Here is a 14834-nt window from a genome sequence, read left to right as displayed (position 1 = left end):
GTATTATGTTACATAAAAATAAATGGCTAAAGCGGGCAATGTTGGTCAGCGCAATTTTGGTCGCTAACCCATTTAATATTGCCTCTGCGGCGGTCGTTACTTCAGTGCGTCCGTTGGGTTTTATTGCTTCAGCTATCGCTGATGGGGTGCTGCCAACTGAAGTTTTACTGCCCGATGGTGCATCTCCGCACGATTATGCGCTACGTCCATCAGATGTCCAGCGGTTACGCAGTGCTGAACTGGTTATTTGGGTCGGCCCTGAAATGGAAGCATTTTTATCAAAGCCATTAACACAAGTTGCTGATAATAAAAAGATAGCATTAGCACAGCTTCCTTCTGTTACGCCTTTATTGATGAAAGGTGATGAACATGAAGAAGATGAGGGGGAAGAAGCAGGGCATGACCATGATCATGCTAAAGATAATCACAGTGATGAGCACCATCATGGCGAATATAATATGCATATTTGGTTGTCCCCAACCATAGCCAAACAATCTGCAATCGCTATTCACGATAGATTATTGGAACTTATGCCACAAAATAAGGACAAACTAGATGCAAACCTGCGCCGATTCGAGGATCAACTAGCGCAAAATGAAAAAAATATTGCTACTATGCTAAGGCCTGCCCAAGGTAAGGGATATTTCGTTTTTCATGATGCCTATGGCTACTTTGAGAAACATTTTGGCTTAAGTCCGCTGGGGCATTTTACAGTCAATCCCGAAATTCAGCCTGGTGCGCAGCGTTTACATCAAATTCGAACACAGTTGGTTGAGCACAAAGCGGTATGCGTTTTTGCTGAGCCACAATTCAGGCCGGCCGTCATTAGTGCTGTCGCCAAAGGAACCGACGTGCGTTCAGGCACCTTGGATCCCTTGGGGAGTGGCATAGTATTAGGCAAGGACAGCTATGTGAACTTTATGTCTCAGTTGTCTAACCAATACGTGAGCTGCCTGAAGTAAGATTAAAAGGATACTCATAAGTGCAGCAGATAGTCCGAACTATCACATTGGCGTATAACAATCTCCCTCGACCCCACCGCATCATGTTGGGGTCGTTGACTGTAATGACTCTGGCCGTCGCTGTTTGGCGGCCTTTTGTTTATCATCCAGAGCATGAACCTGTCGCCAAAAGCGTAGTATTAGATAACAGCCAATCCCGTATTTTATTACCTGAAGCCAGTGAACCAATTGATCAGCCAACTCCTGATGATGAAATTCCGCAAGATGAATTAGATGCCAAAGATGTCAGTGAACCTGGTGTCCATGAATATGTTGTCTCAACTGGGGATACCCTGAGCAGCATCCTGACTCAATATGGTATCGACATCTCGGATGTATCTTTATTAGCGAATCAAAACCGTGATTTGCGTAATCTGAAAATTGGGCAACAAATCTCATGGACCGTCAATGACACCGGCGATTTGCAGCGCTTAACATGGGAAGTTTCTCGTCGCGAAACCCGCACTTATGATCGCGTTGGTAATAGTTTCAAAGAAACAAAAGAGCTGCAAAAAGGTGAGTGGAGTAATTCGGTTCTAACCGGCCGGCTTGATGGCAGCTTTGTAAGCAGCGCTAAAAAAGCGGGCTTAACCAATTCTGAAATTCGCGCAGTGACCAAAGCATTACAATGGCAGTTAGATTTTTCCAAATTGCGCAAAGGTGATCAGTTCTCGGTGTTGATGTCGCGTGAGATATTGGACGGGCGCAGTGAACAAAGCCAACTGGTTGGTGTTCGTATGCGATCTGGCGGCAAAGATTACTATGCTATCCGTGCTGATGACGGTAAGTTTTATGATCGTCAAGGTTCTGGTTTGGCGCGTGGCTTCTTACGTTTCCCAACGATAAAACAGTTCCGTGTCTCGTCTAACTTCAACCCCCGTCGTCTTAACCCGGTCACAGGGCGTATTGCCCCACACAAAGGTGTCGATTTCTCTATGCCTGTAGGGACGCCAGTGTTGGCTGTCGGTGATGGAGAAGTTGTTATCGCCAAGCGCAGTGGGGCCGCTGGTAACTATGTTGCTATCCGTCATGGTCGTCAATACACCACACGTTATATGCATTTGAAAAAGCTACTGGTCAAGCCAGGGCAAAAAGTTAAACGTGGCGATCGTATTGCATTGTCTGGCAACACGGGGCGTTCTACTGGCCCGCATCTGCACTATGAATTCTGGATGAACCAACAAGCAGTCAATCCACTGACGGCCAAATTGCCGCGTTCGGAAGGGTTAACCGGCAAAGATCGCAGCGAATATCTGGCTATCGCCAAGCAGGTCATTCCTCAGTTGCAGTTGGATTAACTATTACCCGGTCGCCATTTCTACCGGATTAAGTATCTCGGAACCGCCAGTCGTTAAACACTGGCGGTTCAGTTTCAGTCAGATAGGCTATATATCTTTGCGGGCTTGAATTTCAAATAATCGTTTTTCTAACTGATTATTTTTCTCTAAGATTGTCTGCAAAAAATGTCATCTGCAATTATTATTAGCCCACTGCCAATTCTAAGAGTTTCCCCATGCAAAAAGAGAAAAACGACGCTGCTGGCTTTATTCCGGTATTCAAAAAATCTTTCCTACACCCACGGTTTTGGGGCGTATGGCTAGGAACCGGAGCAATGGCAGCCATGGCTTATGTTCCCCCCAAATTCCGTGACCCGTTATTAGCTGGAATTGGTCGTTTTGCTGGGAAATTTGCCAAAAGTGCCCGTCGTCGTGCCCGGATTAATCTTCTCTATTGTATGCCAGAACTACCAGAGGCAGAGCGCGAGCATATTATCGATCAAATGTTTGCCACTGCGGCGCAACCTTTAATGATGATGGCGGAACTGTGTTTTCGTGATCCGAAGAAAGTGTTAACTCGCGTTCATTGGCATGGGCTAGATATTCTGGACCAGCTCCAACAGCAAGAGCGTAATGTTATTTTGTTAGTGCCACATGCCTGGTCGATAGATATTCCGGCCATGTTATTAGCCGAGCAAGGTAAGCCTGTGGCAGGGATGTTCCATCATCAGCGTAATCCATTGGTCGATTATTTATGGAACAGTGCGCGGTTGCGATTTGGTGGGCGTATCCACGCACGCGACAGCGGTATTAAGCCCTTTATCAGTTCAGTGCGTCAGGGGTTCTGGGGCTATTATTTACCCGATGAGGACTATGGCCCTGAGCAAAGTGAGTTTGTTGATTTCTTTGCTACCTACAAGGCAACATTGCCGGCCGTGGGGCGGTTAATGAAAGTCTGTCGCGCGGCTATCGTACCTATGTTCCCGGTTTATAATTATCGCGAGCATCGCCTCGATATTTATATTCGTCCGCCAATGGATGATTTAGCTGATGCCGATGATGCTTATATTGCCCGTCGTATGAATGAAGAAGTTGAGATACTGGTAAAACCTAATCCAGAGCAATATACATGGATTCTTAAACTTCTAAAAACGCGCAAAGAGGGTGAATTAGAGCCTTATGTTCGTAAAGACCTCTAATTTATAATTGAATATAAAAAAGCCCGCTGTTAATTAGCGGGCTTTTTACTTCTGGTTGATTAACGGTTAATCAAAGCCAATAGTGGCTTAAAACAGATTAGTCGACACGGACGATACGGCTGGTATTTGTTGTACCAATAGTTCCCATTACGTCGCCTTGAGTCACGATAACCAAGTCACCAGACACCAAGAAGCCTTTATCTTTCAGGCGATTGACTGCTTCATTAGCAGCCAGTACGCCATCAGTATGAGTATCACAATAAACCGGGGTCACACCGCGATAAATAGCCGTCAGGTTTAGCGTATGGTCGTGGCGTGACATCGCAAAAATTGGCAAGCCAGAACTGATACGGGACATCATCAGCGCAGTGCGGCCTGATTCCGTCATCGCGATAATTGCCGTGATACCTTTGAGGTGGTTGGCCGCATACATCGTCGACATGGCAATGGCTTCTTCGACATTATCGAATTGCACATCAAGACGGTGTTTTGACACATTGATGCTTGGGATTTTTTCAGCACCCAGACAAACCCGGGCCATGGCTGCCACCGTTTCTGCCGGATACTGCCCAGCAGCGGTCTCTGCCGACAACATCACGGCGTCAGTACCATCTAGCACGGCGTTAGCTACGTCCATGACTTCTGCACGAGTTGGCATCGGGTTGGTTATCATCGATTCCATCATCTGGGTCGCAGTGATAACGGCACGGTTAAGCTGACGAGCGCGGCGAATCAGTTTTTTCTGAATACCGACTAACTCAGGATCACCAATCTCAACACCCAGATCACCACGCGCTACCATCACGACATCCGAGGCCAGAATGATGTCATCCATGGCTTCATCGGTTGCGACCGCTTCAGCGCGTTCAACTTTTGCCACAATTTGAGCATTGCAGCCTGCATCACGGGCCAAACGACGCGCGTAATGCAAATCTTCACCAGTCCGTGGGAAAGAGACGGCCAAGAAATCCACACCGATTTCAGCGGCGGTAATGATGTCGGCTTTGTCTTTTTCCGTCAAAGCTTCGGCTGACAGGCCACCACCCAATTTGTTAATGCCTTTATTATTGGAGAGCGGGCCACCGACAGTAACTTCGGTGAACACTTTCATACCCTGAACTTCGATCACTTTTAGTTGTACGCGACCATCGTCCAGTAACAAGATATCGCCGGGCACCACATCTGCTGGCAGGCCTTTGTAATCGATGCCAACTTTGTCTTTATCGCCTTCACCTTTTGCCATGTTGGCATCAAGCAGGAATTTATCATGTATGTTAAGGAAAACCTTGCCTTCCTTAAAAGTAGATACCCGGATCTTCGGACCCTGCAAATCGCCAAGAATAGCTACGTGGCGCCCCAATTTGGCAGCAATGACACGGACTTTTTCGGCCCGCAACTTATGATCTTCAGCGCTACCATGGGAAAAATTCAGGCGGACTACGTTAGCGCCCGCAGCAATAATCTTTTCCAGATTATTGTCGCGGTCAGTAGCCGGCCCCAGTGTAGTAACAATCTTGGTCCTTCTGAGCCGTCTGGACATCTCTTACTCCGTTGACTGATGAAGCATGGTGTTGTTAAAACAGCGGATAATAAATCCGATAGTAAAATGTAATTAAGCTACAAATTTTACGACGACATGCTCATGCCACTGGGTTTTGTCAAAAACATCCCTTTAATAAAATCCTGCATTATCAAAAGATATCCTCATCAAAAACAGTATCTAGCATGTTATCCGCTTGCGGATGTAAAACGATTAATGAATCAAATGGCCCTGTTCGAAGACCGCTTATCCATTAATGACAACATTACAAAAGCGAGCTATTTACCACTTATCGACTCAAAGGGTATTCGAGCCATTAAGAACGTTATTTTTCAATAGTACGTCAAATTTTCATGACAGAAGATGCGCTAACACAAAACAAAGCGACTTCTGGCACTGATTGCATTTACTTTTTGATACAATTCGTTGTCTAGCACTATTCGCCACTGTTGACCTGTGGTGAGCTCTTATCGAAACGAGATTCTTTCAGTGCGTCTTTGACTCGCTTCAGGTTGTCCCTAAATTTTGCCCCTCGACGAAGGGTAAAGCCGGTTGCCAAGACATCAACCAATGTTAATTGCGCAATGCGCGACACCATCGGCATATACACATCGGTGTCTTCTGGCACATCCAACAACAGAGATAATGTTGCTTCATCGGCCAGTGGCGTATCGCGTGAGGTGATGGCAATCACTGTGGCATCGTTTTCACGGGCCAGATGGGCCAGCTCGACCAAACTTTTCGTCCGACCAGTGTGGGATATCAATACCACGACATCACCTTCACTAGAATTCATACAGCTCATTCGTTGCATAACGATGTCATCGAAATAAATCACCGGGATATTGAAACGGAAGAATTTATTCATTGCATCATGAGCAACGGCAGCTGAGGCACCTAAACCAAAGAATGAAATTTTCTTTGCTTGAGTCAACAAATCCACAGCACGATTAATTGCGGCAATATCTAAATTGTTCTTCACCATATCTAGACTTGCCATGGTCGATTCAAAAATTTTCCCCGTGTAAGCGCCTACACTATCATCCTCTTCAACATTTCGGTTCACATAAGGTGTGCCATTAGCCAGACTTTGTGCCAAATGAAGTTTAAAATCGGGGAAACCTTTGGTGTCTAATCGACGGCAAAAACGGTTTACCGTGGGTTCGCTGACATTCGCCATTTTAGCGAGTGTAGCGATACTGGAGTGAATGGCAGTTTGTGGGGAGGCGAGGATCACCTCGGCGACTTTCCTTTCCGATTTGCTCAGGAGGTCCAGATTATTTTGGATATTTTCCAGCGTATTCATATAACGAGAGTCACCCATGGGTTTTACCGATTTCATTTAAAGGAGAAATCTATGCCGGTTTAATGAAAATATACTACGTGCTGGGACCCGTTGGCAGTGGCATCTGGTTGGAAGTCACATTTTTTCACCAGAATATGACCTGTGTCTAATTTTCATAATGGTAAATAGTTGTCAAAAACGTCATAAAATTACATTTCAAAGTTGCGCGGCCTGATTTGACGCGGCCTGCGGTTCTATTGAGTGTTATTTCGCCTTTTTTGGTCCACTTTTATCCGGGTTTACTGGCTATAGTCAAAGAGAGTACATTAGTAATGTAAGAAAATTACAAATATCCTGCAACGAGGAGAATAACATGGCGGTAACTAATACAGCCCAGGCAGCCCAGGCGTGTGATCTGGTGATTTTCGGCGCTAAGGGAGACTTGGCTCGCCGTAAACTGCTGCCTTCCCTTTACCAATTAGAGAAAGCGGGTCACATCCACCCTGATACTCGGATTATCGGCGTAGGCCGTGCCGATTGGGATAAAGACGCGTACACAGCCGTGGTAAAGGAAGCCCTCGATACCTTTATGAAAGAGAAGCTGGATGACGAACTGTGGCAAAAGCTCAGTTCTCGTCTCGACTTCTGTAATTTAGATGTCAATGACAGCAAGCATTTTGCCAAGTTGGGCAAGATGTTGGATCAAAAAAATCGCACCACTATTAACTACTTCGCTATGCCGCCGGATACCTTTGGGGCTATTTGCAAAGGGTTGGGTGAGGCCGGCTTGAATAAAGAACCAAGCCGCGTCGTGATGGAAAAGCCGCTGGGGAAAGATTTGGCGTCTTCACGGGTGATTAACGATCAAGTCGCTGAATATTTTAATGAGTGTCAGGTTTATCGTATCGACCACTATTTGGGTAAAGAGACGGTATTGAACCTGTTGGCACTGCGTTTCGCTAACTCACTGTTTGCTTCCAATTGGGACAATCGCACCATTGATCATGTACAGATCACGGTGGCTGAAGAAGTGGGAATTGAAGGGCGCTGGGGGTATTTTGATCAGGCCGGCCAAATGCGGGATATGATCCAAAACCATTTGCTGCAAATCCTGACCATGATTGCAATGTCACCGCCAGCCGATTTGAGCACCGACCGCATCCGTGATGAGAAAGTGAAAGTGTTGCGCTCGCTGCGTCGTATCGATCACACCAATGTGCGCGAAACCACGGTGCGTGGTCAGTACACTGCCGGATTTGTTCAAGGCAACAAAGTCCCTGGCTATCTGGAAGAGGAAGGAGCGAACAAAAGCAGCAACACCGAGACCTTCGTTTCTATCCGCGTAGATATTGATGACTGGCGTTGGGCTGGAGTGCCGTTCTATCTGAGAACTGGTAAACGTCTGCCAAGCAAATGCTCTGAAGTGGTGGTGTATTTTAAAAATCCAGCACTGAATCTGTTCCGTGAATCCTATCAGCAACTGCCGCAAAACAAGTTGACCATCCGTCTGCAACCAGATGAAGGCATCGAAATTGAAGTGCTGAATAAAGTCCCTGGTCTGGAGCACAAGCACCGTTTACAAACCACGAAGCTTGATTTGAGTTTCTCCGAAACCTTTAACGAGCAGCATATTGCTGATGCCTATGAGCGTCTGCTACTGGAAACCATGCGAGGTATTCAGGCACTGTTTGTACGTCGTGATGAGGTTGAAGAGGCCTGGAAGTGGGTTGACTCCATTATGAATGCATGGGCTGCTGATAATGAAGCGCCAAAACCTTATCAAGCAGGGACATGGGGGCCGGTGGCATCCGTTGCCATGATCACCCGTGATGGCCGTTCTTGGAACGAGTTCGAATAGATAATGTTGTCAACGCCATCAGAAATATTCTGGTGGCGTATCTTCGCCAGGGAAATTGGCGCGTAGCCAAGGGCAGGAGGCCCCATCTATTTTACGCAAATAATAAAAAGAGCCGTTGGCTGGCTCGATTCTAATTCTTTATGGCTGGTGGAAAGCCCCACTGGACATATTTCAACTGACACCTTCGGGTGAGTACATGCCGATCGGCATAAGTGGAGATACAACTGATGAAAAGCTGGAAAACGAGCGCAGAACAGATCATGACCGCAGGCCCTGTTGTCCCGGTGATTGTGATTAACAAGCTCGAGCAAGCGGTACCGCTGGCAAAGGCCTTAGTGGCTGGTGGTGTTCGGGTGCTGGAAGTGACGTTGCGCACCCCTTGTGCTGTTGAGGCTATCCGCGCTATCGCTAAAGAAGTGCCTGAGGCGATTATTGGTGCTGGCACCGTGCTTAATCCACAGCAATTGGCTGAGGTTGTTGAAGCTGGTGCACAATTTGCCATTAGCCCAGGATTGACTGATGAGTTGCTAAAAGCCGCAACCGAAGGCTCTATCCCGTTGATCCCAGGGATCAGTACCGTTTCAGAACTGATGCTTGGCATGAGCTATGGCCTGCGTGAGTTTAAATTCTTCCCTGCAGAGGCTAATGGCGGTGTGAAAGCGTTACAAGCTATTGGTGGTCCATTCTCACAAGTGCGCTTCTGCCCAACAGGGGGTATTACGCCTAGTAACTACCGTGATTACCTCGCGCTGAAAAGCGTTTTATGTATCGGCGGCTCTTGGTTGGTTCCTGCTGATGCGCTGGAAAAAGGTGACTACGCTCGCATTACTGAATTAGCGAAACAAGCTGTCGCGGGTGCCACAGCATAAGCAGTGCCAACTCCCTGAACTGATGGGAGATTCGCAAATTTGTTCGTAATATAAAACCTCTGCAATGCAGGGGTTTTGTTTTTAGAGAATGACTAACTTATTATTTTTTAATCTCTTTTTCTAAACTATTTGTCAAATAGATGATTTGCTTTCTAAAATTGACTGTGGTAAAAATACAGCAGTTAATTATTCTAACTTTATGAGGATTTTAGGCGTATCACACTAGGTTTAGCAAACATGTATGTGGCTAAAACAGGTGTGGCTAAAAAAAAGAGAGATATTATGATTAAAATTAATGGAATTACTGTCACTCACTCTACATGCCTACTCTTCCTGTCAGCCATTCTGGCCAGTGAGCATCACTGGTGCAGCGAGCTATAGCGCCTTTCTTCTCCCGTTTTAAGCATACCTGTCATATTTCAAGCTGCATATGCGTTGGCTGCGTTCAATAACCGGACGACTTACTCATGTAAGTTCATCGGGATTGTCTTCCTTGCCGCCTTGCTGTTACTCGAAATATTTAAGGTAAGAGTTTATACGCCAAGTGAGTTTCTATTTCTTACGGTCTGTGCGTGCCCTTTGTCTTCGACATCACAGGGGTGTTCGCTACGTTCACTTATCCGAATCACTTACCAGAGTCAGCTCATCGAGATAAGTTCGCTTGCTGCTTACCTGCAACGGTATATATCAAGTGAATTAGAAACCGTAACAAATAGACCTTAGCGTGCGTTTTACCCGTCATCTTTTAAATTGTAGGTGTGTTAGCTACGGTGGTTCACCCGAATGACTGACTTGTATAAGCTCATCGGCATCACCTTCCTACACCTTAAAAGCCATCGGGTATAGGGATGTTAGGAGTAGAATCATGATTTATTGGATATTTTTAGGTTTAGCGATCATTGCTGAAATTATTGGCACCTTATCAATGAAATACGCGAGCGTCAGCGGGGAAATGGCCGGGCATATCGTGATGTACGTTATGATAACCGGTTCATACATTTTGCTTGCTCTAGCTGTTAAAAAAGTCGCTTTGGGGGTTGCGTATGCATTGTGGGAAGGGATTGGGATCCTGATTATTACTGTTTTCAGTGTGCTGTGGTTTGATGAAAGTCTATCACCGCTGAAAATTGCCGGTTTAGTGACTTTGGTCGGCGGCATCATGTTGGTGAAATCAGGTACTCGTAAGCCGAAGAAGCCGGGCAGTGGCAAGATGACCGGAAAGTCAGGTGAGCATCATGCAACAGCTTGAGTTCTATCATATTGCCTTTTTGATATTGGCCGTCGTTCTAGAAATTATCGCTAATATTTTGCTGAAGATGTCAGACGGTTTTCGCCGCGTATGGCTGGGTATTTTGTCGTTGCTGTCAGTATTAGGGGCATTCAGCGCTTTAGCACAAGCAGTCAAAGGCATTGAGTTATCCGTAGCCTATGCCCTATGGGGTGGGTTTGGTATTGCCGCTACTGTGGCAGCCGGTTGGATTTTATTCAACCAACGGCTGAATTATAAAGGCTGGATTGGTCTGATCTTGTTACTGGCGGGGATGGTGATGATCAAACTGTCCTGATGCCCTTCGTCTTTGGTACAACACCAGTGACGTAGGTATAAACAGTATTCAGCACATCAAATTAAGGGTAGCCCAATGGCTACCCTTATCATTTATGGCCACAAACTATTACAATGCGGCAATGATTTTGATTTCGACTTTATAGTCTGGATTCATCAATTTGGCCTCGACTGTGCAGCGCACCGGGGCGCTACCATCGACAACCCAAGCATCCCAAGCGGCATTCATTTCGGCGAAGTCAGCCTTATCGGCTAGAAATATCGTGGCATCCAGAATACGACTTTTATCGGAGCCGAGTTGATTCAACATCATATCGATAGCAGCAAGTGCGTTGGCTGTTTGCGCTGTGGCGCCGGCATCCAGATTTTCGGGCACACTGGTGTAGTAGATTGTGTTGTTAAATACGACTGCGTCTGACCAACGTTTTTCCGGATTAATTCGCTCAATACTCATTTTCACTCCCTTGTGTGAATGTCAATGTCAGTTTCATTGCTAGAGTAGCATAGCTTGTGATGAGAATGTGTGGTCGCGGGCCGTCAGGCTTGGCATAATCACCGCTGATTTCACTCGGAAGAGAAAGCGTGACAGACGATTTTGCAACAGACGGCGCACTAGCACAGGCCATTACAGGTTTTAATCCTCGCGAATCCCAGCGCCAGATGGCGGCGGCCATCAGTGAATCTATTGATGCCAAACAGCAATTAGTGGTAGAGGCAGGAACGGGAACAGGCAAAACATTTGCTTATTTGGCACCTGCGTTACGGGCTGATTGCAAAGTCATTATCTCCACCGGCTCTAAGGCATTACAGGATCAACTTTATTCCCGGGATCTCCCCACTGTTGCAACCGCTTTAAAGTACAAAGGGAAGCTGGCTTTACTCAAAGGCCGCTCAAATTACCTCTGTCTGGAGCGACTTGAACAGCAGTCATTGGCGGGGGGAGAATTGGCGAGTGAGACATTGGTTGATTTGGTTCGCCTGCGAGGTTGGTCAGCAGAAACCGTTGATGGTGATATCAGCACTTGTGGTCAGGTTGCAGAAGACAGTTTTGTCTGGCCGCTGGTGACCAGTACCAATGATAATTGTCTGGGCAGTGATTGCCCGTTGTACAAAGATTGTTTCGTGGTTAAAGCGCGTCGTAAGGCGATGGATGCGGATATTGTGGTGGTAAACCATCATCTGTTTCTTGCCGATATGGTGGTGAAAGAGAGTGGATTCGCTGAATTAATCCCCACCGCTGACGTGATGATTTTCGATGAAGCCCATCAGATTCCAGATATTGCCAGTCAATATTTCGGCCAGCAACTGACCAGCAGACAACTGATGGATCTGGCGAAAGACATCATTATTGCTTATCGCACCGAAGTGCGTGACGCCGCACAGCTACAAAAAAGTGCTGACCGGCTGACACAAAGCACGCAAGACTTTCGTTTGGTGCTTGGCGACCCCGGTTACCGCGGCAATTTACGCGATGTTATGGAGCAGCCGGCCATTCAGCGCGCATTGCTATTGCTCGATGATGCGCTGGAGTTATGTTACGACGTGATGAAACTCTCACTGGGACGATCAGCCATGCTGGACGCCGCCTTTGAGCGAGCGACAGTGTACCGTAATCGTCTCAAGCGGTTGAAAGATGTTAACACGCCGGGTTACAGCTACTGGTATGAGTGTAATTCACGCCATTTTGTTCTGGCTCTCACGCCGCTTTCTGTTTCTGACCGTTTCCGTGAATTAATCGAAGAAAAACCAGGAACTTGGATTTTCACGTCGGCCACACTCTCTGTGAATGACCAATTGTCGCACTTCACCACACGGCTGGGGCTGACCAACGCCAAGACGCTGCTGTTACCCAGCCCATTTGACTACGCTAATCAGGCATTGCTGTGTGTACCGCGTAATTTGCCTTCGGCAAATGAGCCGGGGGCAGCACGCAAATTAGCGGTCATGCTAAAGCCTTTGATTGATGCGAATAAAGGGCGCTGTTTCTTCCTGTGTACTTCACACCAGATGATGCGTGGCTTGGCGGAGGAGTTCCGCGCCAGCATGACATTGCCGGTGTTGGTACAAGGGGAAACCAGCAAAGGGCAATTACTGACACAGTTTGTGGCGGCAGGGAATGCGCTATTGGTGGCAACCAGCAGTTTCTGGGAAGGGGTAGACGTACGGGGTGATGCACTCTCTTGTGTCATTATCGATAAACTGCCGTTTACCTCGCCTGATGATCCTTTATTGAAAGCACGAATCGAAGATTGCCGTCTGCGCGGTGGTGATCCCTTCAATGATGTGCAATTACCGGATGCCGTCATTACTCTGAAGCAAGGTGTGGGCCGATTAATTCGCGATATTGATGATCGCGGTGTTCTAGTGATTTGTGATAATCGGCTAGTGATGCGCCCTTATGGGGCGATGTTCCTCAATAGTTTACCGCCAGCACCACGAACTCGCGACTTGGCGAAAGCCATCGCTTTTCTCAAGCAGCGCGATTGAGGGAAAAGCGAGGAGGGGTGTGCTATCATGCGCGCCCTGTGTTGAATTCATACTCTTTTCCTGCCGAGGTTGGCATGTCCACGCGAATTTTAGCGATCGATACCGCAACAGAAGCTTGTTCTGTCGCACTCTGGAATAACGGCGACGTTCAGGCGTTGTTTGAACTGTGCCCACGGGAACACACCCAACGAATATTGCCGATGGTACAGCAAATATTGTCCGAGTCTGGCCTGTCCCTACAACAACTCGATGCCTTAGCTTTTGGTCGAGGCCCAGGCAGCTTTACCGGTGTGCGCATTGGTATTGGTATTGGTCAGGGGCTAGCATTAGGTGCCGACTTACCGATGATTGGTGTTTCTACTTTGCAGACCATGGCGCAGGGGGCATTTCGCCTGACTGGCGCTCAACGCGTGTTGGCTGCCATTGATGCGCGTATGGGGGAAGTCTATTGGGGCGAGTTTGAGCGTGATGCGCAAGGACACTGGTTTGGCGAGGCTACCGAGGCAGTTATGACCCCGGCACAAGTGCTACAGCATGCCCAGTCATTGAGTGGTCAATGGGCAACCGTGGGAACGGGTTGGCAGACTTATCCCGACATGATCAATGGCAGCAATGTGGTGCTGGCTGATGGACACGTTATTTTGCCGCAAGCCGAAGATATGTTGCCATTGGCTTTATCATCATGGGACAGCGGGCAGGTTGTCAGTGTAGAAAATGCCGAGCCAGTTTACTTACGTAATGAAGTGACATGGAAAAAACTGCCCGGACGCTAGAACTTAGCAACTTGTTATCTGGTTTAGCGTCTAAAATATCAGGATAGTGAAAAAGAAATAATAAGGGGTAGCAAGCAATGGTAATCACTCAATCTAGACAGAGCAGAAGTCGTGGATGGATGTGTTGTTGGCTGGGCTTGGGCGTTTTGCTACTTTCTGGCTGTGTCACGATCCCGCCAGCGATTCAGGGAACAACGGCGACACCGCAGCAAAATTTGGCGTTGGTCAGAACCTCTCCACAGGTATTTGTCGGTCAGGAGGCGCGCTTTGGTGGCACGGTCATTAATGTCACTAACGAGCAGCAACGTACTCGGCTGGAGATAGCCAGTGTACCTTTGGATTCTGGAGCGAGGCCTATTTTGGGTGAACCTTCACAGGGGCGAGTTATTGCTTATGTGAATGGTTTTCTTGAACCAGTTGATTTCCGAGGGCATCTGGTTACCGTGGTCGGCCCCATTACTGGAGTTGAAGCGGGCAAGATTGGGATGACGCCGTATGACTTTGTCGTGATGAATGCGACAGGCTACAAGCGCTGGAATCTGGCTCAACAAGTGATGATGCCACCTGCCATGGGGCCTTGGGGTTACCGTAGCCCCGGAATGTGGGGGCCAGGATGGGGTGGCTGGTATAATCCAGGCCCGGCACCAATACAAACAATTGTTACGGAGTAGCGAGTCGGTGGCATAGTGGGCACGTAATTAAGAGAAGGGCGCTGAATTCAGCGCCTTTTTTTTGTATCATAATCATAAGGTTACATAATTTAACATTTCATAAAACTATAATTTATTGATTTAATTGGAATTTATTCAATTTCGATTGTTGTATTGCCTATTTGAGTTATCTCGGCACCAGAAAATAGTGACGTATATCGCAACCTCAAAATTGTTTAAAAGCAAACTGGTAAGCTGAGTTAAAATATTGTTAAAGTTATGATGTGAATTTGAGTTTTACTCTGGCGATCAATAATCATTTCAGGAGTGC

The 14834-nt window shown here is 47.1% G+C and carries 13 protein-coding genes; 10 read left to right on the top strand and 3 right to left on the bottom strand.

The genetic code is table 11. From position 1 onward, the window contains the following. Positions 1-5: 5 nt before the first annotated feature. The 3 genes from znuA (at position 6) to lpxM (ending at position 3477) form a co-directional block, all read left to right on the top strand. The gene (gene znuA / locus ACIOG0_RS12120; protein ID WP_050101154.1) at positions 6-962 is read left to right on the top strand and encodes a zinc ABC transporter substrate-binding protein ZnuA; all 957 of its coding nucleotides are present in this window, start codon (positions 6-8) and stop codon (positions 960-962) included. 20 nt (positions 963-982) lie between these two features. Then, positions 983-2299, top strand: coding sequence for a murein DD-endopeptidase MepM (mepM, locus tag ACIOG0_RS12115; protein ID WP_050101155.1), 1317 nt, complete (start codon positions 983-985; stop codon positions 2297-2299). A gap of 215 nt (positions 2300-2514) precedes the next feature. Continuing rightward, entirely contained in the window at positions 2515-3477 is a 963-nt protein-coding gene (gene lpxM, locus ACIOG0_RS12110) for a lauroyl-Kdo(2)-lipid IV(A) myristoyltransferase (RefSeq protein WP_050101156.1), read from the top strand. Positions 3478-3574: 97 nt separating this feature from the next. Here lpxM and pyk read toward each other — a convergent pair whose 3' ends face one another. Together pyk and ACIOG0_RS12100 are read right to left on the bottom strand one after the other, a co-directional pair. Further along, entirely contained in the window at positions 3575-5017 is a 1443-nt protein-coding gene (gene pyk, locus ACIOG0_RS12105; RefSeq protein ID WP_050101157.1) for a pyruvate kinase, read from the bottom strand. Between the two features lie 436 nt (positions 5018-5453). Then, the gene (locus ACIOG0_RS12100; RefSeq protein ID WP_272897632.1) at positions 5454-6341 is read right to left on the bottom strand and encodes a MurR/RpiR family transcriptional regulator; all 888 of its coding nucleotides are present in this window, start codon (positions 6339-6341) and stop codon (positions 5454-5456) included. A 334-nt stretch (positions 6342-6675) separates the two neighbouring features. Between ACIOG0_RS12100 and zwf the strand changes: the two genes are divergently transcribed. The 4 genes from zwf to mdtI all read left to right on the top strand — a co-directional run bounded on the left by zwf (position 6676) and on the right by mdtI (position 10594). Continuing rightward, positions 6676-8160: a glucose-6-phosphate dehydrogenase gene (gene zwf, locus ACIOG0_RS12095; protein ID WP_050101158.1), complete on the top strand. Its 1485-nt coding sequence runs from the start codon at positions 6676-6678 to the stop codon at positions 8158-8160. Positions 8161-8387: 227 nt separating this feature from the next. Then, entirely contained in the window at positions 8388-9029 is a 642-nt protein-coding gene (locus ACIOG0_RS12090; protein ID WP_050101159.1) for a bifunctional 4-hydroxy-2-oxoglutarate aldolase/2-dehydro-3-deoxy-phosphogluconate aldolase, read from the top strand. An 865-nt stretch (positions 9030-9894) separates the two neighbouring features. Further along, entirely contained in the window at positions 9895-10278 is a 384-nt protein-coding gene (gene mdtJ, locus ACIOG0_RS12085; RefSeq protein ID WP_050101160.1) for a multidrug/spermidine efflux SMR transporter subunit MdtJ, read from the top strand. Then, the gene (gene mdtI, locus ACIOG0_RS12080; RefSeq protein WP_050101161.1) at positions 10265-10594 is read left to right on the top strand and encodes a multidrug/spermidine efflux SMR transporter subunit MdtI; all 330 of its coding nucleotides are present in this window, start codon (positions 10265-10267) and stop codon (positions 10592-10594) included. Before mdtJ ends, mdtI begins: the two co-directional genes overlap by 14 nt. Positions 10595-10702: 108 nt before the next feature. Here mdtI and ACIOG0_RS12075 read toward each other — a convergent pair whose 3' ends face one another. Beyond that, complete coding sequence (locus ACIOG0_RS12075) at positions 10703-11047, bottom strand: RidA family protein (protein ID WP_050101162.1); 345 nt, start codon at positions 11045-11047, stop codon at positions 10703-10705. A gap of 128 nt (positions 11048-11175) precedes the next feature. Between ACIOG0_RS12075 and ACIOG0_RS12070 the strand changes: the two genes are divergently transcribed. From ACIOG0_RS12070 to ACIOG0_RS12060, 3 genes are all read left to right on the top strand, one after another. Then, positions 11176-13080, top strand: a complete 1905-nt coding sequence (locus ACIOG0_RS12070; RefSeq protein WP_128450974.1) for an ATP-dependent DNA helicase — start codon at positions 11176-11178, stop codon at positions 13078-13080. Positions 13081-13154: 74 nt separating this feature from the next. Beyond that, positions 13155-13853, top strand: a complete 699-nt coding sequence (gene tsaB / locus ACIOG0_RS12065; protein WP_050140650.1) for a tRNA (adenosine(37)-N6)-threonylcarbamoyltransferase complex dimerization subunit type 1 TsaB — start codon at positions 13155-13157, stop codon at positions 13851-13853. A 77-nt stretch (positions 13854-13930) separates the two neighbouring features. Continuing rightward, on the top strand, positions 13931-14524 hold the full coding sequence (locus ACIOG0_RS12060) for a Slp family lipoprotein (protein ID WP_050101164.1): 594 nt from the start codon (positions 13931-13933) through the stop codon (positions 14522-14524). Positions 14525-14834 lie beyond the last annotated feature (310 nt).

Source organism: Yersinia vastinensis (assembly GCF_044905075.1).
Classification (GTDB): Bacteria; Pseudomonadota; Gammaproteobacteria; order Enterobacterales; family Enterobacteriaceae; genus Yersinia; species Yersinia vastinensis.
The sequence above is the reverse complement of the archived record's forward strand: the minus strand, read 5'-3'. Positions and strand labels throughout refer to the sequence as shown.

What these genes read in the sequence shown, in the direction of transcription:
- tsaB (WP_050140650.1), top strand. Translation starts at nt 13,155, where the DNA reads ATGTCCACGCGAATTTTAGCGATCGATACCGCAACAGAAGCTTGTTCT.
- mdtJ (WP_050101160.1), top strand. Translation starts at nt 9,895, where the DNA reads ATGATTTATTGGATATTTTTAGGTTTAGCGATCATTGCTGAAATTATT.
- zwf (WP_050101158.1), top strand. Translation starts at nt 6,676, where the DNA reads ATGGCGGTAACTAATACAGCCCAGGCAGCCCAGGCGTGTGATCTGGTG.
- ACIOG0_RS12060 (WP_050101164.1), top strand. Translation starts at nt 13,931, where the DNA reads ATGGTAATCACTCAATCTAGACAGAGCAGAAGTCGTGGATGGATGTGT.
- pyk (WP_050101157.1), bottom strand. Translation starts at nt 5,017, where the DNA reads ATGTCCAGACGGCTCAGAAGGACCAAGATTGTTACTACACTGGGGCCG.
- ACIOG0_RS12100 (WP_272897632.1), bottom strand. Translation starts at nt 6,341, where the DNA reads ATGGGTGACTCTCGTTATATGAATACGCTGGAAAATATCCAAAATAAT.
- mdtI (WP_050101161.1), top strand. Translation starts at nt 10,265, where the DNA reads ATGCAACAGCTTGAGTTCTATCATATTGCCTTTTTGATATTGGCCGTC.
- lpxM (WP_050101156.1), top strand. Translation starts at nt 2,515, where the DNA reads ATGCAAAAAGAGAAAAACGACGCTGCTGGCTTTATTCCGGTATTCAAA.
- znuA (WP_050101154.1), top strand. Translation starts at nt 6, where the DNA reads ATGTTACATAAAAATAAATGGCTAAAGCGGGCAATGTTGGTCAGCGCA.
- ACIOG0_RS12075 (WP_050101162.1), bottom strand. Translation starts at nt 11,047, where the DNA reads ATGAGTATTGAGCGAATTAATCCGGAAAAACGTTGGTCAGACGCAGTC.
- ACIOG0_RS12090 (WP_050101159.1), top strand. Translation starts at nt 8,388, where the DNA reads ATGAAAAGCTGGAAAACGAGCGCAGAACAGATCATGACCGCAGGCCCT.